At 47.7% G+C, this 23263-nt stretch carries 23 protein-coding genes; 8 read left to right on the forward strand and 15 right to left on the reverse strand.

Annotated elements, in window-relative coordinates:
• The first annotated feature begins 87 nt into the window (after positions 1-87).
• The 4 genes from JCM15548_RS12770 (at position 88) to JCM15548_RS12785 (ending at position 4233) form a co-directional block, all read left to right on the forward strand.
• Positions 88-1356 carry a flavodoxin domain-containing protein gene (locus JCM15548_RS12770; RefSeq protein ID WP_062126001.1) on the forward strand — a complete coding sequence of 423 codons (1269 nt, stop codon included), beginning with the start codon at positions 88-90 and terminating at the stop codon, positions 1354-1356.
• Positions 1357-1478: 122 nt separating this feature from the next.
• Positions 1479-1796 (forward strand): DUF6922 domain-containing protein, encoded by a 318-nt coding sequence (locus JCM15548_RS26630; protein ID WP_062126004.1) that lies wholly within the window; start codon positions 1479-1481, stop codon positions 1794-1796.
• Positions 1751-2215, forward strand: a complete 465-nt coding sequence (locus JCM15548_RS12780) for a nucleotidyl transferase AbiEii/AbiGii toxin family protein (RefSeq protein WP_083985131.1) — start codon at positions 1751-1753, stop codon at positions 2213-2215. The genes JCM15548_RS26630 and JCM15548_RS12780 overlap by 46 nt, the downstream gene beginning before the upstream one ends.
• A 95-nt stretch (positions 2216-2310) precedes the next feature.
• Positions 2311-4233, forward strand: a complete 1923-nt coding sequence (locus JCM15548_RS12785; RefSeq protein ID WP_227625784.1) for a RecQ family ATP-dependent DNA helicase — start codon at positions 2311-2313, stop codon at positions 4231-4233.
• On the opposite strand, the gene nspC is transcribed toward JCM15548_RS12785, so the two are convergent.
• The 15 genes from nspC to JCM15548_RS24075 form a co-directional block, all read right to left on the reverse strand.
• Positions 4230-5234: a carboxynorspermidine decarboxylase gene (nspC, locus tag JCM15548_RS12790; RefSeq protein WP_227625785.1), complete on the reverse strand. Its 1005-nt coding sequence runs from the start codon at positions 5232-5234 to the stop codon at positions 4230-4232. The two genes, JCM15548_RS12785 and nspC, sit on opposite strands and share 4 nt — an antisense overlap.
• A 332-nt stretch (positions 5235-5566) precedes the next feature.
• A complete protein-coding gene (locus JCM15548_RS12795; RefSeq protein ID WP_062126010.1) occupies positions 5567-6421 on the reverse strand; it encodes a protoheme IX farnesyltransferase in 855 nt (284 codons plus the stop codon).
• Positions 6411-7235, reverse strand: coding sequence for a cytochrome c oxidase subunit II (gene coxB, locus JCM15548_RS12800; RefSeq protein WP_062126013.1), 825 nt, complete (start codon positions 7233-7235; stop codon positions 6411-6413). Before coxB ends, JCM15548_RS12795 begins: the two co-directional genes overlap by 11 nt.
• Before the next feature lie 116 nt (positions 7236-7351).
• Positions 7352-7636: a cytochrome C oxidase subunit IV family protein gene (locus JCM15548_RS12805; protein WP_062126016.1), complete on the reverse strand. Its 285-nt coding sequence runs from the start codon at positions 7634-7636 to the stop codon at positions 7352-7354.
• Positions 7637-7646: 10 nt separating this feature from the next.
• On the reverse strand, positions 7647-8261 hold the full coding sequence (locus JCM15548_RS12810; RefSeq protein WP_062126019.1) for a cytochrome c oxidase subunit 3: 615 nt from the start codon (positions 8259-8261) through the stop codon (positions 7647-7649).
• A 5-nt stretch (positions 8262-8266) separates the two neighbouring features.
• Positions 8267-9889, reverse strand: a complete 1623-nt coding sequence (locus JCM15548_RS12815) for a cytochrome c oxidase subunit I (RefSeq protein ID WP_062126022.1) — start codon at positions 9887-9889, stop codon at positions 8267-8269.
• Positions 9890-9913: 24 nt separating this feature from the next.
• Complete coding sequence (locus JCM15548_RS12820) at positions 9914-10702, reverse strand: SCO family protein (protein WP_062126025.1); 789 nt, start codon at positions 10700-10702, stop codon at positions 9914-9916.
• Positions 10703-10712: 10 nt separating this feature from the next.
• The gene (locus JCM15548_RS12825) at positions 10713-11105 is read right to left on the reverse strand and encodes a DoxX family protein (protein WP_062126028.1); all 393 of its coding nucleotides are present in this window, start codon (positions 11103-11105) and stop codon (positions 10713-10715) included.
• A gap of 19 nt (positions 11106-11124) precedes the next feature.
• Entirely contained in the window at positions 11125-12039 is a 915-nt protein-coding gene (locus JCM15548_RS12830; protein WP_062126031.1) for a c-type cytochrome, read from the reverse strand.
• A 25-nt stretch (positions 12040-12064) separates the two neighbouring features.
• Positions 12065-13468, reverse strand: a complete 1404-nt coding sequence (gene nrfD, locus JCM15548_RS12835) for an NrfD/PsrC family molybdoenzyme membrane anchor subunit (protein ID WP_227625787.1) — start codon at positions 13466-13468, stop codon at positions 12065-12067.
• A gap of 12 nt (positions 13469-13480) precedes the next feature.
• On the reverse strand, positions 13481-14464 hold the full coding sequence (locus JCM15548_RS12840; protein WP_062126034.1) for a 4Fe-4S dicluster domain-containing protein: 984 nt from the start codon (positions 14462-14464) through the stop codon (positions 13481-13483).
• A 36-nt stretch (positions 14465-14500) separates the two neighbouring features.
• Positions 14501-14824, reverse strand: a complete 324-nt coding sequence (locus tag JCM15548_RS12845) for a heavy-metal-associated domain-containing protein (RefSeq protein ID WP_062126037.1) — start codon at positions 14822-14824, stop codon at positions 14501-14503.
• A gap of 237 nt (positions 14825-15061) precedes the next feature.
• Positions 15062-15817 (reverse strand): LytR/AlgR family response regulator transcription factor, encoded by a 756-nt coding sequence (locus tag JCM15548_RS12850; protein ID WP_062126040.1) that lies wholly within the window; start codon positions 15815-15817, stop codon positions 15062-15064.
• Positions 15817-16485 carry a sensor histidine kinase gene (locus JCM15548_RS12855; protein ID WP_227625788.1) on the reverse strand — a complete coding sequence of 223 codons (669 nt, stop codon included), beginning with the start codon at positions 16483-16485 and terminating at the stop codon, positions 15817-15819. Before JCM15548_RS12855 ends, JCM15548_RS12850 begins: the two co-directional genes overlap by 1 nt.
• Before the next feature lie 35 nt (positions 16486-16520).
• Positions 16521-16844, reverse strand: coding sequence for a hypothetical protein (locus JCM15548_RS24075; protein ID WP_227625789.1), 324 nt, complete (start codon positions 16842-16844; stop codon positions 16521-16523).
• 261 nt (positions 16845-17105) lie between these two features.
• On the opposite strand from JCM15548_RS24075, the gene JCM15548_RS12860 reads away from it, so the two are divergent.
• The 4 genes from JCM15548_RS12860 to JCM15548_RS12875 all read left to right on the forward strand — a co-directional run bounded on the left by JCM15548_RS12860 (position 17106) and on the right by JCM15548_RS12875 (position 23228).
• Positions 17106-18392, forward strand: a complete 1287-nt coding sequence (locus JCM15548_RS12860; protein ID WP_062126042.1) for a TolC family protein — start codon at positions 17106-17108, stop codon at positions 18390-18392.
• A 199-nt stretch (positions 18393-18591) separates the two neighbouring features.
• The gene (locus JCM15548_RS12865) at positions 18592-19614 is read left to right on the forward strand and encodes an efflux RND transporter periplasmic adaptor subunit (RefSeq protein ID WP_062126045.1); all 1023 of its coding nucleotides are present in this window, start codon (positions 18592-18594) and stop codon (positions 19612-19614) included.
• Positions 19615-19750: 136 nt separating this feature from the next.
• Positions 19751-22930: an efflux RND transporter permease subunit gene (locus tag JCM15548_RS12870; protein ID WP_062126048.1), complete on the forward strand. Its 3180-nt coding sequence runs from the start codon at positions 19751-19753 to the stop codon at positions 22928-22930.
• 4 nt (positions 22931-22934) lie between these two features.
• Entirely contained in the window at positions 22935-23228 is a 294-nt protein-coding gene (locus JCM15548_RS12875; protein WP_062126052.1) for a PG0541 family transporter-associated protein, read from the forward strand.
• Positions 23229-23263: the final 35 nt, after the last annotated feature.

Genomic DNA, 23263 nt, shown 5'->3' on the forward strand with positions numbered 1-23263 from the left:
CCTTAAAACGCAAAATCACCAAAAGTGGTGATTGTATCAGACTTTTTTGTCCTTTATTTTTGCGGGCTAACAATTAAGTTTTCTCTCATGTTTTCACTTTATAAAAAGAGGCCTGCCTTAGCCGAAGTAACCATTCTTTTTGGCACCCATTCGGGCCATTCAAAATATGTGGCCAGACAACTGGCAAAGTTGCTCGACCTCAAAGGGGTGAGCCATCGTGTTCTTAATATGAAGCGTTTCAGGGCAGCGGATCTGGTTCAGGAGCGCTGCGTTTTAATGGTGGTGAGTACGCATGGTGACGGAGAACCGCCCGCCGGAGCCATGCGCTTTGTGACAGAATTGTCAAAGGTGCCAGAACTCTCCGGTTTACAGTATTCAGTCTGTGCGCTGGGCGACAGTTATTATGAAAATTTCTGTGAGACGGGCAGGTACATTGATGCGGTGATGATGCGGCTAGGGGCCAGGGCTTTGGTGCCGCGGGTAGATTGCGATGAAGAATTTGAAATGCCTGCAGCCCGATGGATCAAAGAGGTGGCGGGTGTTTTAAGCGGTTCAGTAGCTGAAGAAGTTTCTCTGGTTTCACAGACCAGGCGCTATAAGGCACGATTAACCAGGCAATTTCGTTTGAATCAACCCGATTCCAGCAAGGAAGTCTTTCATTTGGAATTCGAAAGTGACTTGTTTCCTTATTTGCCTGGTGATTCGGTAGGGTTTATACCATCAGGTTTCCCAAATGGGCGCGACCAGCAGGGCCGTACGCCCCGCTATTATTCCATTGCTTCCAGTCCGCTGGAAGTGACCAACGGTTTTCACCTCACGGTGAAAACCCATGAAAAGGGCCTCTGTTCTCCCTGTCTCAATCACTTATTGCGACCCGGCGACGAACTTGAGTTCATTCATCTGCCTTCAGAATCTTTCCGCCTGGGCCATGACCATCCTGCCATTATTCTTGTAGCCGCCGGCGTTGGTATCGCCCCCTTTAGAGCCTTTATCCGTCACAATGCCGCGCAACTCAACCCCGTAAAAATATGGCTGCTGTATGGCGACCGCAACATCGAAACGGATTACCTCTATCGTGACGAATGGAAGGCCTTGCTTGAGAAAGGGTCTATTCACCGCATGGATGTGGCCTTTTCAAGGAATGATCCACCGCAATATGTGCAGGATTTGCTGCGCATTAACCGGAAAGATGTGGCACAGTGGGTGCAGTCGGGCACCGCCGTTTACGTTTGTGGCTCCAAACCCATGGGAGCTGCCGTCCGTGGTTTCTTTGATGATTTAAGCCAGAATCTGGCTTTGGGAGACAAGGGGGTACATGATCGGGCTGAACTGGCTTATTATGAGGAGTTGTTTTAAGTCCTCAGCCAAGTTGTCGTTTTTTTGAAAAGTAAGGGCTCAGGGTTATTCATCTACAAAAATTGTCTAAATTTACATGGTAATGAAAGAGCGAGAATAACACTTTTCTAAATTGATCCTATATGCTCAACAGTATAAATGATAATTTATACATCCATTCATTGTCTGATCACCTGTTTTGGGATATAGACAAAAGTAAACTGGACATAAATAATAGTAAAAAGATCATTATTCATAGAGTCCTTGACTATGGACTCATATCTGATTGGAAGCTAATAGTTCAGATTTATGGTATCCATGAAATTACTCAAGTATCAAAAAAGCTAAGAGATTTAGATATAAAGTCTGCCGGCTTTGTCGCAAATTTAAGTAATACTCCTATTGAAGACTTTGCATGTTATACTACCAGACAATTGACTCCTCAACACTGGAACTTTTAAAACAGTTACAGGGGCAACCTGCTTTTAAAAATCTCCGGTTGGTTGGAGGTACTTCGTTGGCTCTGCAAATTATAGTAAATTATATCTATCCTTGGTTATTCCAACCAATTAGTAGTAATGACCTTGTTTTAGCAAGTCTGGAAGACATTGCTGCTATGAAATTGAGTGCCATTACAGGTAGGGGTACAAGAAAAGATTTTATCGATATGTTTTTCCTGTTGAAGCATTTTAGTCTCCAGCAAATGCTTGTTTTCTATCAACAAAAATATTCGGATGGAAATGAATTTATAGTTTTAAAAAGCCTTGTCTATTTTGAGGATGCTGAACAAGATGAATTCCCGGTAATGCTTATTACTCATAATTGGGAAGCGATTAAACTTGAAATAAAGACAGTAGTCAACAATTTTCTTCAATCTTAATCTTTACCATAAGCCGCTTTTGCCTTGTTAAGTTATATTTTCTAATAACTGAACTTTGTCTTAGTGAAATTTGATCAACTTTTTAAATATAAAGCATGTCAGACATTCATCAGAGTCTTCAAAAATATTTTAGTCATCGTTCATTTCGTCCCGGTCAGGAGCAGGCCATTAATACCTTGTTGGCGGGAAGGTCTTCGGCGGCTATTTTTCCGACCGGCTCTGGTAAATCCTTGATTTATCAACTGGCAGCGATGCATTTGCCCCATTTGACCCTGGTGGTTTCTCCCCTTTTAGCCTTAATCAGCGATCAGTTGGAGGCGATGGAGGGGCAGGGGATTCCGGCTGCCCGTATTGATTCGACCCTCAGTCACCAGCAGGTCATGGCCATTCGTGAGGATGTGCGACAGGGTAAAACCAAGGTCTTGATGGTTTCGGTGGAGCGCTTTAAGAACGAGACCTTTCGGCGCTTTTTATCGGGCATTGAAGTCTCCCTGCTGGTAGTAGATGAGGCGCATTGTATTTCTGAGTGGGGCCATAATTTTCGGCCCGATTACCTGAAGTTACCGGAATACCGAACCGCTTTTAATATTTCGCAGGTTTTGTTGTTGACCGCCACGGCCACTCCACTTGTCATTGAGGACATGTGCCGGCGTTTCGACATTCTGAAAGACGATGTGGTGTTGACCGGTTTCTACCGTGCGAATCTGCATTTGGCGGTGCTCCCGGTTGCAGAAGCTTCCAAAAAAGCTGCACTGGCCGAATTACTTGGTCCCACCAAGGAGGAGTCCACCATTGTGTATGTCACCCTTCAGAAAACGGCCGAAGAGGTGGCTGCCTATCTGCGGGATGCCGGATTAGTCGCGGCCGCCTACCATGCCGGTATGAACCATGCCGATCGCGAAGCCATTCAGAATGGCTTCATGTTTGGGCAGATTCCGGTCATCGTAGCCACCATCGCCTTTGGCATGGGCATCGATAAGCCGGATATCCGGCATGTGGTACATTACGATCTGCCCAAATCCATTGAAGGCTACAGTCAGGAAATTGGTCGTGCCGGTCGCGATGGCATGGTCTCCCACTGCACCTTGCTGGGCAATCTGGACGGAGTCAATGTTTTGGAGAATTTCGTTTATGGCGACACCCCGGAGCGTGCTTCCATACAAAAAGTATTGGAGTCGGTTCAGCGGGCCGAAAAACACTGGGAGGTACAATCCGTCAAACTGTCCAATTCGGTTAATATTCGTCAATTGCCCTTGAAAACATTGCTGGTCTATCTGGAAATGGACGGTGTTATTAAGCCGCTTTACAGCTATTTTGCCAGTTATCGCTTTAAGCAGGTCATGGAAACGGATCAGATTCTGGCCCGGTTCAAAGGGGAGCGACAGGTGTTTTTAAAGGCCATCTTTCAATTTTCGGAAAAGGCCCGGACGTGGACCACGGTCCATTTTGACAACATTGTGGCCAATTATAATACCGACCGACAGCGCATTGTGGCCGCTCTGGACTATTTGAATGAGCAGGGGTTTATTCAGCTGGAGACCAAACAAATGACAGAGGTGTATGAGGTATTGGAAAGCGGGTTTGATATTGACAAAGTGACGGATGAGGTGTATGAGCGATTCACGATGAAAGAAGAGGCAGAGGTGAAACGCATCAACGATATGCTGGCTTTTTTCAGCAGCGACCAGTGTCTGTCCGCCTCCCTGTCTTCCTATTTTGGGGAAAGTATCGACTGGGCGCAATGTGGCCATTGCTCCGTTTGTCAGGGCGGGGCGGCCCGACTGGAAAAGACGCTTCCGCTGGAAATTCTTTCCAAAGAAAAGGTGGATGGATACCTGGCCGGTTTAAGGGCCGCTGTAGCGGCCGACAAGGTTTCCCCGGTGCTAGAAACCCGCTTTTTATGCGGTATTCACACCCCGTTTTTCTCCTCCGTCAAGGCCTCCTCCATCCCCGGCTATGCGGCCCTGGAGAACTACCGCTTTGCCGAAGTCATAAACCTCGTTCAGGGTAGTTGTTAACTCATTCGGTTTTTGTAGTCCTGATACCCAAACTCCCGCACAACATTCAGCCCGCTCGCATCGTTCCAAATCCCAATGGCCGGATGCGGAACACCGTTAAACATGGTGGTCTTGACCATCGTGTAATGAATCATGTCTTCAAAAACGATCTTGTCGCCCACCTTCAGGGGCTGTTCGAAGGACCAGTAGCCGATAAAGTCACCTGAGAGACAACTGTTGCCCCCCATGCGGTAAGTGGGCAGTCCCTTCACCGGCTCGTGGTGGGCACCACGAATACGCGGTTTGTAGGGCATTTCGAGGCAGTCGGGCATGTGGCCCGTGAACGATACATCCAGTATGGCCGTGTGTATGCCATGGTTCTCCACCAAATCAACGACCTCGGACACGAGTACGCCCGTTTCCCAGGCAAAGGCACTGCCGGGTTCCAGAATGATTTCCAGATCCCACTTGGCTTTGAAGCGCTTCAGCAATTCAATGAGGTGCTCCACGTCATAACCTTTGCGCGTCATCAGGTGGCCACCGCCCATGTTGAACCACTTGACTTGCTTCAGGTACGAGCCAAACTTCTGCTCAATGGCTTCGAGGGTTTTTTCCAGGTTGAAGGAGGTGGACTCACACAAGGTATGAAAGTGGATGCCCTCAATTTCCGGTGGTAGGATATCCGGCATCTGGTCGGCAATGACCCCCATGCGCGAGCCCGGCGCACAGGGATTGTACAGGTCGGTATCTACTTCACTGTATTCCGGATTGATGCGTATGCCCAGGGATACCTGGCGTTCGAATTGGTTGACTGCGGGCAGAAAGCGTTCAAACTGTGAAAAAGAGTTGAAGGTAACGTGACTGCTGTATTGCAGAATAGTGGCAAAATCCTTTTCGGTATAGGCGGGTGAATAGGTGTGGGCCAGACTGCCCATTTCTTCCCAAGCCAGACGTGCCTCGTGTATGGAACTGGCCGTGGAGTGGGGGATGTATTCCCGCACAATGGGGAAGGCCGACCACATGCTAAAGGCCTTAAAAGCATGATGATTTCAACCCCGGCGCGCTCCTTCACAGATTTGATCAAACTCAGATTGTTGCGAAATAAGTGCTCGTCCAGCACATAGCAGGGCGAAGGGATTTTGCTTATATCAATGGGCATTGTTGTATCTTTTTTGTTTGCTGGCAAAGATACAATCTTTGAATTAAATATATTGTATTGTGCTCAAGCCGCACAAGGCTCTTGGTTATACTTTTTCCTGACGGGCTTACGCACGATACCGACTAAAGAAATTAATTGTTGTTTATAAAAGCAAAAACAATCTTTGATTCGTGAAAATTCGTGGACAACTTTTTATCACTGAAACATCCAGACAAAGAGGAGGAGGATGGTGAGGGCGTAGGAGTTTAGGACGATAAAGGCTTTTTTGTTATAAGGGCTGAGGGCTTTGTGGAAGAGCAGGAAGTAGAACAGGGCAATGAAGCTGACATTGATAAACGTGAGCAGCCATACTTGCGACCATAGAAAGTGGATGCCAAAAAGGGGAAAAGAGAAGAGGAAGAGGGAGGAGATCAGGGTCCATGAAAAAATGATGAAACGAATGTGTTGCGGGTTCAAAAATTTGGGGAAGCCCTTGAATCCTGCTCTCTCATAATCTTTGGCGTGGGCCACCAAAAGCAACCAGAAATGGGGCAACTGCCACAAAAACATGAAGGCGGCGATGTAAAGGATGGTGGGGTGAAAGAGTGCACCTCCAGCCGCCGTCCATCCCATAACGGGTGGAATGGCACCCACCAGGGCTCCGGGTAAAATGGCCAGCGGTGTGCGGGGCTTCAAAGGGGTATAAAGTGCATTGTAAAAGAAAATGTTGGCGATGCCTAAAAGCAAAGGTGTCCAGCCAATTAAGGCGAGTGCCAGACTGCCGGCCGTCAGCATCGATATGACCATTAATCCGGCAGCTTGCAGAGAGATGTGCCCTGTTACCAGTGGCCGCTTTTTGGTACGTTCCATTAAGCGGTCTCTGCCTCTCTCCTGAATTTGGTTGAGGGCAGAGGTGCCACAGGCCAAAAAGAATACCCCTGATATCAGCAATAAAGCATCCCTCCAGCTCTGATTCGGTGCAATTAAAAAACCGATCAAAGCGGAGAAGGTGACCATGAGGGACAGACGCACACGGATCAGTGCCGCAGGTATTAACCAGCTACTCTTCATTGAGCGTTTTCAGGTATTCAACAATGGAAGTTATTTCTTCCTGCGAGATTAAATCTTCGTAAGAATTCATTAAGCCGCGAGCATAGCCCTTGACAATTTCCTCGTTGGGCTGATAAATGGCCCGCTGAATATAATCTTCGTCGGCCACAACAGTCTCTTCCTGATTGCCAATTAGTACCACTTTTTCAGTATTGTAGAGTCCTTTGAAGGAAGGGCCTACCAGTTCGGTGCCGTCGAGTGAGTGACAAGCCATGCAGCCGTTCTGTTTCATGACGGCCAAGCCCGGCGGATCCGGAATCAGGCCCGTGGCCTCTAAATTCTCCAGCCAGTCGTCGAACACCTCCCGTTCAACCACGCGAACCTTCGTCACCATGTCATAATGCAACAGACCGCAGTACTCGGTGCACATGATTTCATATTCTCCGGTGTAAATGGGGGTAAACCACAACCAGTTGTCGTACCCCGGCACCACATCTTCCTTAACCCGGAAGGCGGGGATGAAGAGACTGTGATTGACGTCTTCCGATTCCAAATCCAGGCGTATGGGTTGATCAACGGGAATGACCAGTTCTTTGGCCAGTTTGCCGTTGCCATAGTCAAATTCCCACTCCCACATTCTTCCTATGGTTTTGATGCGCATGGCATCGTCCGGAACCTGCCGCATAGGCGCAAAGCCCACCCATCCGTAATAGAACATGAGCAATACCAGAATAAAAGGAATCACGGTCCATATTATTTCCAGTTTATTGCTACCTGAAAACTGCATGGCTTCTTTGTTCTTGCTTCTGCGAAAGCGGATGACAATATAAACCATTAAGCCGTCAGGCCGATGATGAAAAAGAAGGAAATAGCGAATATAAAAATAAAAGCATTATCTACGCCTTCAGCTAAATTGGAAGCACCTCCAAACATATCTTCTTATTTATAAGGTTATCTAAAGAAGTAATCGACAAATGTCACGATCAGTATCAGAACAAACAGGGCAAATGTCCCGATCACTATCCATCTGGTGAATGCACTTTCAAATTTCAGGTGCATGAACCAGGTCAGTACAATGGTTGCCTTTACTGATGCTACCAAAAGTGTTACAGCTATGGTAAAGACGCCCAGATCTATCCAGGTCAGCAAAACCGTAATGAGGGTTAGGAAGAGCAGGGCTGTTAGTACCCTGGCATGCGACAAATAGCTTGATATATGTGGTTTGTGTTCGTCCATGTCATGTTTTTTAGGTCAGTAAATAGAGCAGCGGGAAAAGGAAAATCCAGATGAGATCCACTAAATGCCAATAAAGGCCGCTGTTCTCGAGTAAAAGATATTGTCCTTTGTGGGTATTACCTGCTTTTATCTGAAAAATGCAAATAATCAATAAGGTTAAGCCAATTATCACATGCAAAGCATGCAAGCCCGTCATCATGTAGTAGAGACTGAAAAACAGGAGCTCTCCTCGTTCCAAAGTCTGCAGTGCTTCTGAGCCTGGAAAAAGATGTAGCTCAATCTTATGGGCCCATTCAAAATATTTGTTGATCATAAATACCAGGGCCAGTAAAATGGTGGCTACTAAGAAAAGAATGGCCTTTTGATTGCTGCCTTTTTGGATGGCGGTGATAGCCATGGCCACCGTCATACTACTTACCAGCAGCACCACGGTGTTAATGGTGCCTATCATGGCATTCAAATCGTTGGCCCCGGTATGAAATCCATCGCTGAATTTGGCTCTGAAAACGGCATATACTAAGAACAATCCCCCAAACAAAAAGAATTCGGTAAAAAGGAATAACCACATCCCCAGTTTTCCGGCTTCATTGTCCACAGGATGTGCATGGCTACTAGAGTTTGTCATAATTATCAGGTTTGAGGCTCTTTTTTAAACAGATAGGGTGGATTCTTAATCTCCGGAATGACATCAAAATTTTCATGGGTCGGGGGCGATTCAATCTGCCACTCCAGGGTAACACCCTTCCATGGATTGGAAGGTGCTACAGGTCCTCTGTGGCGATAATAAATCAGATTGTACATCATCATAAAAATACCAATGACGAGGATGATGGCCCCAATGGTGGATATGAAATGGCCGGCATGAAACTGGGGCAGGTAATCGAAGTACCGACGGGGCATGCCTTGTAACCCAATGATAAACAGTGGGAAATACAGCAGATTGAAGCCGGTAAACAAGACGCCCCAGGCAATATTGGCCAGTTTGATGTTGTACATACGGCCGTACATTTTGGGATACCAGTAATGGATGCCCGCGAAAAAGGCAAAGCCCATACCCCCGAAAATGATATAATGGAAATGCGCCACCACAAAAGACGTGTCATGGAGATGCACATTGGTCGCCAAGGCGCCCAGGGTTAGTCCGGTAAAGCCGCCAATCATGAACAGGAAAATAAACGAAATGGCATACAGCAAAGGTGGTTTCAGGTCAATAGAGCCTCCGTACATGGTCGAAATCCAGTTAAAAACCTTGATGGCACTGGGGATGGCCACAATAAAGGTCAGGAAGGAGAAAAACCATCTTGACCAGTAGCTGATACCGGTGGTAAACATGTGGTGGCCCCAGACAAAATAGCCGACAAAGGCGATGGCCAGACTGGAGATCACGATGGCACCGTAACCAAAAACCGGTTTTTGACTGAAGGTGGGAAAGATTTCCGTTACCACGCCCATGGCCGGTAATATCATGATATAGACCGCCGGGTGCGAATAGATCCAGAACAGGTGTTGAAACAACAGGGGGTCGCCACCCAGTGCCGGATCAAAAAAGCCGATGTTGAGCGTTCGCTCGGCAATAACCATGAGCAGGGTAATGCCCACGATGGGCGTGGCCAGTACCTGAATCCATGCAGTAGCATATAGTGACCATGGAAAGAGGGGCATTTTAAACCAACCCATTCCCGGTGCCCGCATGCGGTGAATGGTCACAATAAAGTTGATACCGGTCAAAATGGAAGAAAATCCTAAAACGAAGGCGGCCGTTAGGGCAAAAATAACATTGGTGGCCGATTCCGCACTGTAAGGAACATAAAAGGTCCATCCCGTATCCGGTGGTCCGTCACCGGCAAATTGTGAGGCGACGCCCAACAGTGCACCAATGATGAAGATGTACCACGATAGCAAGTTCAATCTGGGAAAGGCCACATCCTTGGCCCCAATCATGATGGGTAGAAAAAAGTTGCCGAATACGGCACCCAGACCGGGTATCACAACAATAAAGACCATGATGATGCCATGCAGCGTAAAAACGCCATTGTACATTTGGGCATCCATGATGGTGGGACCGGGGGCAATGAGTTCCAGCCTCAGCAAGAGTCCCAGAATGGCGGCTACTACAAAAAAGAAGGCGATGGAATAAAGGTAAAGGAGTCCGATTTTTTTATGGTCGGTAGAAAGGAGCCACGACCAGATGCCTTTGTATTTTCCCTCATGCTCCAGGTAGCTTACATGGGTGTATTTTTCTGCGTTGCGCATAATTGTTCGTTTTTTTCTGCTTGGTTATTCGTTTTTAGCTGCTTTGGATGCTCTGTTACGCCGTCCTTTGATGAGTAAGGAAATGAAAACAACCAGCGCGATAAAGATGGTGAGGATGCCCACCATTTTAGTGACTTGTAACCCGTAACTTTTTTCAACCGGATCGTAGGCGAAGCAGAAGTCGATAACCCGGTTGATGGTTGGCATGGCTTGTCCCTTCTGAGCCTCAATAACGGCCAGCTTCAGGTCAAAGGGTAAAAACTCAATGCCGTAAAGGTACCGGGTAATTTTTCCTTCGGGACTCAGCAGGGTAATGATGGAAGGATGCGCAAAATCAAAGCCCATGGGTTTGTATTTAAAACCAACTGCGTTGGTAATGGCTTTGATGTTTTCCTCTTCGCCCGTCAGGTAAATCCAGTGTTCCCGGTGGTCCTGACTGATGTTCTGGACAAAATTCACCTTCTTGGTACGGGCTTTTTCCGGGGTGTCCTTGGTGTTGAAGCTGATGGTGATGACCTGGTAATCTTTACCCAGCTCCATGTCCATTTTACTGACTACATCAGAAATGCCGTCGAGCAAAGGACTGCACATGCCGGGACAATCAAAATAGACAAAGGAGAGAACGGTGGGCTTGTCAATCAATGACCCCAGTGTTACCTCCTGTTCATCTTCATTAATAAAGGTGAGATCCAGGGGAATGGTTTCTCCCAGTTTTTCATAAACGCCAATTTCAATCTGATCTTCCGTGGGGGCCTGGGCCCGACTGAAAGCCAAAATTGAGAGTAGTCCAAAGGTTAATACTAAATGCTTCATGGGAAAAAGATTAATTTTTGGTGGTTGTGTTTTGGTTGTCTTCTCTAGAGCACATGCCTGAAATCATGAGTGAGCCACCAATCAGGGAAATGTCCTTTAAAAGGGTAATGGTTACCATGGTGGTGTCTTCACCGTTTATCAGGTGTGGTACATGAATGGCAGCAATGAAGATGAAGAGCATGACGGCCAAAACCTGTGTAGAAAGGGTGATGTATTTTTTGGTAATGATGCTGATACTGACCAATATCATGATGATGCCTGTTGTGATGACAGAAAAGGGGCCTATGGGCAGAAAGGAGGTGAAATTACCGACATACCAGTCGTACAAAAACAAATGATTGATACCAAACAAACCAAAAGGAATGGCAAAAAGAATACGCCCCAGTGTTGTGAAATTATTCATAGCTTTTGTTTTTAGTGTTTTAAGATTTGGATTCCAATTCAGCACCTATGTCAAATATTTTCTTGATTTGAAAGAGGATGTAAAAAATAATTCCCCAGGCAATAAGTACCGATAAGGTATAGGCCAACAATAACCAGATGGGGGCTTTTTGAACCACGTTCCACATGGCACGGTCACGGGTTAAACTGACGGGCACAAAGGCCTGGCCGACTGCCAGAGTGGTGTCCACCTGGGTGATACCAAACATTTCCTGATTGACCAGATGGGCGGTCAATTCAAGATGGCCACTTTCGTCGCCAGGCAGTTCCTGAGGCGCATCAAACTCCACAATGCCCTGAGGGTTGGTGAACTTTGTTTCGTCCAACTGCAAATCCCCAAAATACCGCTTGACGCGAAGGGCTACTTCAGCGGCTTCAATGGGCTGGGTTTCTCCATGGCGGGTGCCTTTGGCCACTACCTGAATTTTGTTTTGGTCGGTCAGATGGGCCATGAGCAACTCTACCGTGCCGCCGTAGGCCGACAGCTCAGCTGTTGGCCTCACCTCCTGTACATAATCGGCGTTGTAGGTCCTCAGGTATCCAACCACCTCCCATATTTCCTGAGCAGACAATACATTTTTAAAGGAAGGCATCAGGCCGCGGCCTTCGCTCACCTTATAGAATATTTCGCCATCGGTGTTCTCCTGAAACTCTGCCGTGGCCGGATCCACTGGTAGTGGATCCAGTCGCTCAAAATTCCCCTGTCCCGGTGTGCCGTGGCACGAAGCACAGTTGACCGAATAGTGAATGGAGCCCTGCTGTTGAATGGAGTCGCTGAATTCAAAAGGACTGAGGCGACCTTGTCTTTCTTCCGGAACCTCCCAGTTTTCCTGTCCGTTAAGCTGGAGGAAGTTAAACGTGAGGAAGGGCAGTATCAGGTGGAGAGACCATCTCATAGGCGCGTGTTTAAAAAGAGAAAATCTATTCATCGGAATGGGATTTGATATCGGTTTCATCGCTCAGGGAACTTTCATCTATGGGATGGGTTTCATGCGCTTCATGCTGTTCGCCAAGTTCGGCCATTTCCCAGATGGGCACCACGGGAAAAAGTTTGGACAATACGGTGATAATCATCAGCACCAGAATAAAGGGCGCTATGGTAATGGCTGTTTCTATGAGAGTGGGCTGATAGAGCATCCATTCCTGTGGCAAAAACTGCTTGGGTAAATAGGGGTGCTCCATGGTGGGTACTACAATGAGGTAGCGCTTGAACCAGGAAGCAATAAACACAAAAACGGCGATGATGGTCAATATACCCGGTTGCCTGAAGCGCTTAAACAGCAGCAAAATCAAGGGGATGATTAAACCGCCAATTTGTACCGACCAAAAGAGGGGTGCAAAGTGTCCGGTTAAGAGTTCCTTCAGGTGAATGGCGTCGGCCGTTTTTAGCTTGTAACCCGGCACAATGTATTCGTTGATGTTGAAATAGAGATAGATGAGCCCGGTTAAAAACAATAGTTTACCCATCTTGTTAAAATGTTCGGTGGTAATGTAGGCTTTCAATCGGTAGTTGTTTCGGAAGAAGTACATGGCCATGATCAATCCTGCTGAGCCGGCCACAAAGGCGCCTGTGAGGAAGTAGGGGCCAAAAATGGTGCTGTCCCAGCCTGCCCGGGGGTTCACAGCGAAGAGCCACGAGGTCACGGTATGTATGGCGAAGGCAGTTGGTACTACCAGAATAAAAAGTATTCTGGTGGCCTTAAATAAGATTTTGTATTGTTCCGGATGGTGCGTCCATTTTAAGGAGAGTATATTGTAAACAAAACTCAGCCATTTGGGGCAATGGTCCATTCGTGACTTGGCAATGGCCATGTCCGGAATCATGGGAATGAACCAGAGCAGCAGACTGATGACCATGTAGGTGGTTACCACGGTGACATCCCAAAGAATGGGCGATTGAATTCGGCCGTACATAAATACATAGGGCAGGCGATCGGGACGTCCCATATCTGAAACAATGACCATGCCGGCTACGGCAGCAAAGGCCACGGCGATAATTTCAGCGATGCGCGCGATGGGCTTGATCCACTCCTGGCCCAGCAGACCAAGGATGCCACTAATCAGCATGCCAATGAGACTGGCGGCGACGAAGAAAACGAAGTTGGCCAGATACATGCCCCAGCTTACATGGTCGCGTAATCCGGTTACGATTAAACCTTCGTTCAACTGAATCCAGTAAGCATATAAACAAGCCATCAGGCCGAGCGTTAGCAGTCCCATCCAAATATGGAACCTTATATTTAATCCTACCGGTTGTAACAGATCTTTGGCAATCTTATCGAGCTTTGGGTTATCTGTAATAGATGTATCAGTGTACTTATACATGGTCAGTCAGAATTAAACGGTTTCCTGGATTTGTGTTCCGGTCATGTCTTCATCCGGTGCATCAAACAACCGGTTTTTAGGTGGCAGGTAATACACGCGTGGCTTGGTGCCCAGTTCGGGCATCAGCCGGTAGCCGGCGTTTTGTTTTAAGAGCTGACTGAGACGCACCGTTTCTTTGGTGGTGCCATTGGTCACCGCATCCTGATTTTCGTCGCCAAAATAGAACACGCCATTGGGGCAGGCCGTCACGCAATAGGGCAATTGTCCCACCCGCACCAAATCGGCACTGAACAGGCACTTTGAAATGGTTCCCTTTCTTTGCGGAACGTTCAACTCCACATCGTAATCGGGTTGCTCCTCCTCATAGGTGTCGGCCATGACCGGTTCCTGCCAGTGGAACATGCGGGCCGAATAGGGACAGGCCGAAATACAAAAGCGACAACCAATGCAGCGCTCATTGTCGATCAACACAATGCCATCCTGTCTTTTAAAGGTGGCATTAACCGGACAGACAGAAACGCAGGGCGGATTGTCGCAATGCTGACAGGGTTTGGGCATAAAGTAAGGAGCCGTATTGGGGGCGTCTTTCATCACCAGTGTGGTGATGTGGTATTCGTGGGGCCGCAGGTGATGGGCGCTCTGACACGCATCTACGCATTTTCGGGCATTGCGGCATTTGGCCAGATCAATCACCATTACCCACCGGTGTCCTTCCAGACCTTCGCGACCCCGTTTCTGAAGCGCATCCTGATCCAGAGTGACTGTTTGTATCTGGTCGCGGGGAATCATCACCAATCGGTTGTCTTCAGTCAATACCCGGACCATTTCAGAGGATCCTTTGTTCTGCTCGTATTTGTAACCGGAATAGATGGCACCTGCACCTGCAGCCGTGGCAGCACCAAACAGGCCAACGTTTTTAAGGAAATCACGACGTGATTTCCTGCCCTCATTTTGATTGCGGTTATCTGGTACCTTATTATTGCTTTCTTCGCTCATAAATATAGCTTGTGTTTTTGTCCGGAGAAAGGGTTATTAATTGTCTTTAAGACTAAAACCTCCTGTGGGTGTATAGCCTGAGCTGATAATTTGCTGACGGATGGCAGCTGTGTCTGCTGTTTCTGTCACAGAAACGCTCACCAACTCGTCCTCGAAGGAAGCTGCAACTGCCGTCACACCATCCACGGATTGGACCGCATTTTTGACGGTGTTTTCGCAACCGGTACAGGTCATGCCTTCAACCGAAAGTGTGTAGGAAATGGTTCCGGATGGTTCAGGTGCAGTGCGCTCCTGTGAGGCAGATGTTTTTGGGCCCTGACAGGCCCAAAAAAAAGGTATTATTAAAAGTAAAACTCTCATAGCTGATCGTTTTATAAGGTGGCAGACCAGAAATTAGGTCTGTTTTTCGAAATGAAGATAGAGCGTATTTTCAATATTTACAAAAGGAATGTTGTTGAAAATTAGTAAACATTAACAAATACGCGACTTTCAGCGTTTTTTTCTGCCTCAGTTTTAATTTAGACTATTACTAAACAGGCGGTTGAAACCCTTAATGAATGGGATTTGGATAGAAATGCTTGATTTTTTGGGACGTGGTTATTTCCGGCCGGAAAAATGTTCGAGCAGGACAGGCTTCATGGCTTTGCTCACGGAGATGGTGTGCCGACCCACCAATACCTGGTTGCCATTGATCTCTGAAATTCGCTTTAAGGCCACTATGTAGGATTTGTGGATGCGCATGAACTGGTCCCCGGGTAGCTCGTTTTCGAGTTTGCGCAAAGAATAAAGGCCCATAAATTTTCCGCCAAGGGTGTGGAAAAATACGTACTCCAGCGCACCCTCTATAAACAGAATGTCATCGTACATGAGTTTCACCATTTTGCGGTCCGACTTCACTATGATGAAGTCTTTCTGATCGCCTTTCGGCTTTGGTCGTGGCGTTTCCTGCATGGCCATGCCTTCCAGTTTTTGCTTGAAGTTGAGAATGGTGGTGATTTTGTTGACGGCCTTCACAAAGCGGGGGAAGGAGACAGGCTTTAGCAGATACTCAGTGGCGTTGACTTCAAAACCCTGCACGGCATATTGGGGGTAAGCGGTAACAAATACAATAATGGGCACGAGGGGTAAGGATAGGTTTTTAATGAAATCCATGCCCGACATGTCGGGCATATCTATGTCGGTAAACACCACGTCAATACCACCGCTGGTAATGGTGTCGATGGCCGCCATAGGCGAATCAAAGGCATCCACCAGATGAAACTGGGGAATTTTTGAGATGTAATCGGCCATTAGTTTCCTTGCCAGAAACTCATCATCAATCACGATGCAGTTGTATTTTCGCTGTTCTGCCATTACTTGTACAATTCCAGTTCCACTTTATAAATATTGTTGCTGTTGCTGATTTCCAGTTTGTGTTTTTTAGGATATAATAAGTTTAGCCGGTTTTTGGCATTTTCAATGCCAATGCCTCTTTTCGTTTCAGGCGTTGGGACAGCTGCTTCTACGGGAATGCTGTTCTCGACAAAGAAATAAAATTTTTCGGGCGTTTGCGAAATGGTAATGTTGACAAAGCCGTTTTTGTCCTTTTCTATTTTGCTGTGCTTGAAGCCATTTTCGACAAAGGTGACCAATAGCATGGGGGCTATCTGGTAGTTTTCATCATAATTGCCAATGTCGAACCGGATGTTTTGCCGCTTTTCTGTTTTGAGCTGCTGAAATTCCATGAAGCTGTTGATGTAGTCCACTTCCTTGTAGAGGGAGATGTAATCGGATTCACAATCGTAGAGCACGTAGCGAAGCATGTCCGACAGCATGGTGATTTTCTCCGGGGCCGACTTGTCGCCGGTATAGGCCATGGAATATATATTGTTGAGGGCATTGAACAGGAAGTGGGGATTGATTTGCGTTTTTAGGAATTTGAGCTCGCTTTCGGCCTTGCCACGCTTCAGGGTCTCCAATTCGATGTTGGTTTTTTCCTGCTTGTCGATGAGGTATTTGGTCATGCTGACCCAAAAGGCCACCAGGCAAAGAATGATGTGAAATATAAAGGGGAAAATCAGCCTCTGTGAGGAGGAGCCATATCGGGGTTGAAATGAAAATAGATGCTTTCCAACGAAACGCCAAGTGTTGCCAGTAATAATATAAGCACCGTATTGTTTAAGCGAAATTTTTTCTTGTTGGTGTCATAATATCTGGGCATGAACCTTTTAAGGTTCAGGGTGTAAACCGTAAATTGGATGGGGGTTAGCACGGCAGCCAGTACCAAACCCCGAACAAGGCTGAGTTGTGCACCAATGGTGAAATAAAAGAGAAACAGAACGATCCAGATGGCCATGGTCGGCAGGTTCTTAAACCAGGAGGTGAATTTCGTAAATATCATGGTGTCATTCTTTATAAGGGAGGAAAGCGGGATTTCCTCGTGGCCACAAATTTACGACTTATAAAATCGATCCAAAGCCTCTTTCTTTCATTATTCAATAATCAGCTGTTTTCTTCAATCAACGGCTGTTATTGAAGGATCTCCTCCGCTTATTGAAATCTCTCTGTGTTTGCTTGATTCGTTTTTTTAGCCACTGCTATTCATGGGATATTTGTAGCCGTTAGAGAAAGGTTTTATCAACCATTAATCAAAATAGTAACAATGCGAAACAGGATTTTAGTTTTTATGATGCTCATGTCTTTTTTGGGGACGACGGATGCCCAGAACAGCCTACATCTCTCACTGAAGGAAGCTCAGACTTATGCGCTGGAGCACAACCGCAGTTTGAAGAATGCCTCCATGGATGTTCAAATATCAGCGGCCAGTCGCTGGCAAACGCTGGCCACCCTATTGCCCCAGGTAAGTGCCAACGTTGATTACAGCAATATGTTCGGGTATAAAATGAACTTGGGTGAATTTCAAATATCCATGCCCAATTCAATGACCTATGGGGCCACGGCCTCTGTAGCTCTGAGCGGGGCACAGGTGGTGGGCGTTCAATTGGAGAAGATGGCCGGACAAATGGCGGATATCACCTTGAAGCAAACCGAGCAGGAGGTGGCCGATCAGGTGAAAACACTTTACTATTCTGCATTGGTCATGGAAGAGACGGTGCGGTTGCTGGAGAAAAATCTGGAGCACCTGAATCAATTGATGGTATTTACTGAGCGTTCGGTAGAAGTGGGTGTCTCGGAGCAGACCGATGCCGACCTGATTTCGGTGCAGGTAGCCAGCATGAAGACCAATATCAATGCCAACCGCCGATCGCTCGAAATGATTTACAATTCCATGCGCCTGCAACTGGGTCTGGAGGTGGATGCAGAAATCATGCTAAGCGAGACCATCGATGGCCTGATGAGCGCCAATAGCGGTATCTCCCTGTTGGGAGAGGGGTTTGTGTTGGATAATAATTACAATTACCAGTTACTCCGGCAGAATGTGTCGCTGGCCCAAAAGCAGGTCACGCTAAAGAAGTGGGCCTATGCCCCTTCTTTGTCGGCCTTTTACCAGTACTCCGAAAAGGAATATTTCAGCGATGAGGCCACGATGAATTCGACACCGCCCAATATGTTCGGCCTCTCCTTAAACATTCCCCTGTTTTCGAGTGGCAGTCGGCAGCAGGCGGTTAAGGAAGCGCGACTGGGCTACCAAAAACAGCTCAATACTTTTGAAGACACCCGTGAGTCGCTCCTTATTCAGCACCGCCAGTTATCCTATAACCTCAGTTCTTCCTATGAAAGTTTTGAAACCCAAAAAAAGAACATGGTGGTGGTACAAAGGGTGTTTGATAACATCTCGAGAAAGTACGAGCAAGGCATGGCCTCCAGTCTGGACATCACCCAATCTGGCTCTGAACTCATTGCTGCCCAAAGCAGCTATGTGCAGGCCTTACTCGAAGTTGTAAGGGCGCAAATTGAGCTGGAAACACTACTCAATCTGGAAGGTTGAGAGGCGCAGCGAAGCGCAGTCCCGCGAAGCGGGATCGAGAGGCGCAGCGCAGCGGGAGTTGTAACGAAGTGGAATACCGAGTATCGGTACCCGCAAGGCGGGATCATTAGGTTGGGAGGCAAGCGAAGCGCAGTCCCGCAAGGCGGGATCATTAGGTTAATAGATTGTTAGGTAAATTAAAATCATAAATACAAAAAAAATGAATCATTTCTTTAGATATTTTGTTGTAGGCGGTTTTTCGCTGCTGGTTCTTAGTTGTGGTACTGCCGGTGATAAGGCGCAGGCTGAGACGGTCACCGAGCGGGTTGAAAATGTGAAAGTGAGTCCCCTGAAGACTTTACAAATTGATCGGGAAATCAACGTTTCAACCACTCTTGAGGGGTATGAAACGGTGAACATCGCTCCCTCGGTTACGGGTAACATAGAACACATTTATGTGGAAGTGGGGGCAAGGGTGAATGCCGGTGATTTGTTGGTACGCATGGATCAGAATCAATTAACGACCACCAAACTGACTTTGGCCAATTTAAGCCATGATTTTGAGCGGGTAAAAGCGCTGAGCGAGACCGGTACGGTGTCGCAGCAGGCCTATGATCAGGCGAAGCTGGCGTATGAGCAGACACGGGAGAGTGTCGATTTTTTAAGTGCCAATACCTTTGTGAAAGCTCCTATCAGGGGTGTTATCTCGGCCAAGAACTATGAAGATGGAGAATTGTACAGTGGTACACCCATTCTGACTCTGACACAAACGCATCAGCTAAAGGCCCTGGTCAGTATTCCCGAGTCTTATGTGCCTTTCATCAAGGCGGGCATGACCCTGGAGGTGACTTCCGATATTTATCCCGACGTACGCTTTCCGGCGCTTATTGAGATGGTGTATCCCACCATCGATGCCAGTACCCATACTTTTCAGGCCAAATTAAAAATACCCAATGGCGATAACCGGCTGCGTCCGGGTATGTACGCACGTACCTCTATAAAAGTTGGGGAGGTGAATGCCATCATGGTGCCCTATCAGGCGGTGCTTAAGTTGACGGGCTCCAATGAGCGCTATGTCTTTGTGGTTAAAAACGATAGCGCCAAACGGGTGCGCATTTCATTGGGCAAGCGCGTCGATGATATGGTGGAGGTTTTTTCAGAGGAATTGGCCATTGGTGACCAGTTGGTGACCGTGGGGCAGGCCCGACTGGTGGAAGGGGTGAAGCTGAATATAGTCAAGTAGTCTTGGTGAAAGCGCCAGGTATTGTCCCGAAAAAGGGATAAACGGCCATTCCCGTCTTTGATGTTTTTTATCAAAGACTGCACCAGGGTTAGTTCTCTGGTGGCACTAAATAGTTAACCATTGATTTGATAATAACATGAGTATTTTTAAAACATCCATAAATAAACCGGTTACAACTGCACTGATATTTGTAGCCGTCATGGTGATGGGGCTCTTTTCGTTGCAGATGTTGCCCATCGACCAGTATCCCGAAATTGAGCCGCCCTACATTTCGGTCATGACCAGCTACCCGGGCGCCAATGCCAGTGAAGTGGAGACCAATGTGACCCGCTTGTTGGAAAACAGTCTGAACTCCGTTGATGGCTTAAAGGATATCACTTCCACCTCGCAGGATAATATCTCCATTGTATCTCTGGAACTGGAGTGGGGAATGAATCTGGATGAGGTGATCAACGATGTGCGCTCGTATGTGGACATGACCAAGGACAACCTGCCGAGCGGAACCAGCAATCCATTCATCTTCAAGTTCAGCACCAGTACCATGCCCATTATTATGTATTCGATAACGGCCGACGATAGTTATGCCGGTTTGGATAAGATTCTGAATGATGTGGTAATGCCTCAGTTGAACCGGGTGGATGGAATCGGCAATATTTCGCTGGCGGGTACGCCGGAGCGCTATGTGTATGTCGATATCGACCAGGAAAAGCTCGATGCCTATAGCATTTCGCTCGAATCGGTGGGGACCGCCATTGGCCAGAACAATATCAACCGGTCTTCCGGTACGCTCAAAATGGAGAAGGAGCAATACCAGTTGCAGGTGCGCAGTGAATTTGTGGAAAGTTCCGAAATCAACCATATTGTGGTTTCCACCACCAGTGAGGGTCGCCAGGTCTTTGTCCGTGATATCGCCACGGTGCGTGATACCATTAAGGACTTGTCCCTGGATGAGAAAATCAACGGCCGCGATGGCGTCCGCGTGATTATTGCCAAGCAATCGGGCGCCAATACGGTGGAGATTTGTGAGGAGGTGCACAAAGAGATGGGGGAGATTCAAAAGCTGTTGCCCTCCGACATTAATGTGGAGGTCATCTACGATTCCTCGGAGGACATCAGAGACTCCATCAGCAGTCTGGAAGCCTCCATCATGTACGCTCTGCTTTTTGTGGTGCTGGTGGTATTGCTGTTTCTGGGACGCTGGCGGGCCACGTTGATCATTGGGATCACCATTCCCATTGCTTTGGTGGTTTCTTTCGTCTATCTGGCTTTTACGGGAAGCTCCCTGAACATCATTTCCTTATCATCGCTGACCGTCGCCATTGGCATGGTGGTGGATGATGCCATTGTGGTGTTGGAAAACATAACCAAGCACATAGAGCGCGGCTCCAGTCCGCGCGAGGCCGCTATTTACGCCACCAACGAGGTTTGGGTGTCCGTTATCGCCACCACCCTGGTCATCGCTGCCGTGTTTGTGCCCCTCACCATGTTGGGCGGTCTGGCCGGTATCATGTTTAAAGAGCTGGGTTGGATTGTCACCATTGTGGTAACTACCTCCACCCTGGTCGCCATTTCCTTAACCCCAATGTTGGCCTCCAAGTTATTGAAGGCACGTAAAATCAACCTGGATGCGCAGGGACACATCGTGGCAGAAGAGGAAAAAAAGAACTGGTACCAAAAATACATCGTCGGAGTGCTGGATAAGCTGGATGCCTTTTATGCCAGGTTACTGCGTTACGTACTGCACCATAAAAAGTTAACCCTGGCTGTTGTGGTCGTGCTTTTCCTGATCACCCTGCTGCCCATGTTTTTGGGGAAGATTGGTACCGATTTTATGCAGCAAAGCGACCAGAGCCGGATCTCTGTTTCGGTGGAAGTCAATCGGGGGACCCGCATTGAAGAAACACTGAAAACGGCTCGTGCTCTGGAAGCCCGCTTTATGGAATTGGTGCCGGAAATTAAGGTCCTGTCGACCTCGGCCGGATCTAGTGATGACGCAGGTATTTCGTCCCTGTTTAATTCGACCACCAACAATAAAATTGCCATGACCGTTGTGCTGGTGAATAAAATGGAACGGGAGCGGACCTCGTTTGAGATAGCAGAAGTTTTGAGGCAGGAAATGGCTTCTCTGCCAGAGGTTGTTGATTTTCAGGCGCAGGTGTCGAGTGGTATGGGGGAAACATCTACCGTTGATGTGGAGATTTATGGCCATGATTTTGACCAGACCAACCTCTTGGCGGAAGAGATTCGCCATACCATACGTCAGCAGGTGCACAATGCCCGGGACATCACCATCAGTCGCGATGAAGACCGGGCCGAACTAAAAATAAACATCGACAAGGAAAAAATAGCGCGGCACGGATTGGATGCCGCCACCATCTCAGGCTATGTCTATAACCGGGTAGCCGGTATGCAGGCCGGATACCTGAAAGAAGACGGCGAAGAGTACGACATCATTGTCCGTCTGGTAGAAGAAAACCGGAATACCATCTCTGACATAGAGTCGCTCTCGATTCCCTCAGCAGGAGGTCGCATCAAATTGAGTGAAATTGCTACGGTAGAGGAGTATTGGACGCCCCCCACCATTGAACGAAAAAGCCGCCAGCGCATTGTTTCGGTGAAAGTAACCCCGCATGAAACATCCATGGGCGAATTGGCCATGGGCATTGAAAAAGCACTGGAAAAGGTGGAGGTGCCGCAAGGGGCGACCATCCGACTGGCAGGGGATTATGAGGAACAGCAGGAGACTTTTGCCGACATGGGGCTTTTACTGGCATTGATTGTGATGTTGGTGTATATCGTGATGGCCTCTCAGTTTGAGTCGCTTTCCAAGCCCTTCATTATTATGATGTCGGTGCCCTTTGCCATCTCAGGAGTAGTACTGGCTCTGTTCTTTACCGGAATATCCCTGGATATGATCGGCGCTTTGGGGGTCGTGATGCTGGTGGGGATTGTCGTCAAGAATGGTATCGTGTTGGTAGATTACACCAATTTGATGCGCGACAGAGGTTATGAACTGAATGAGGCCATTGCGCTTTCAGGATCTTCACGTTTGCGTCCCGTTTTAATGACAGCTTTTACCACCATTTTGGGTATGCTGCCCATGGCCCTGAGTCAGGGAGCCGGAGCTGAAGCCTGGCGCCCCATGGGGGTGGTCGTGATTGGGGGCCTCCTGGTTTCGACTCTGGTAACCCTGATTGTGGTGCCTGTGTTGTATGGTATTATGTCGAAACATGGCGAACGCGACAAGGAAGAAAGAACCCGAAAAGAATTTGTCTTTTTGCGATGGCAGATGATGAGAAACAGAATTAAAATATAAGATTATGCAAGCCGTATTTATTGTATTCAATCAAGCCAACACCGAGCGTGTGGAATATATGCTAGACCAGTTACAAATCAGAGGTTTCACTTTTTTTGAGCAGGTTCAGGGACAGGGCAGTGTGGATGGTGAGCCCCGCAGGGGCACACATACCTGGCCGGAAATGAATTCCGCCATCATGACGATGGTGGACAACGACCGGGTGGATGATCTCCTCAAGACCGTTCGTAAGTTGGATATGCGCAATAAGGCCATTGGTGTGAGGGCCTTTGTCTGGGACGTGGTTAAGTCTTACTAATTTAGCCCTCAAGCCGGGCAGGCTCTGACTTTTTG

Source organism: Geofilum rubicundum JCM 15548, assembly GCF_000974365.1.
Lineage (GTDB): Bacteria > Bacteroidota > Bacteroidia > Bacteroidales > Marinilabiliaceae > Geofilum > Geofilum rubicundum.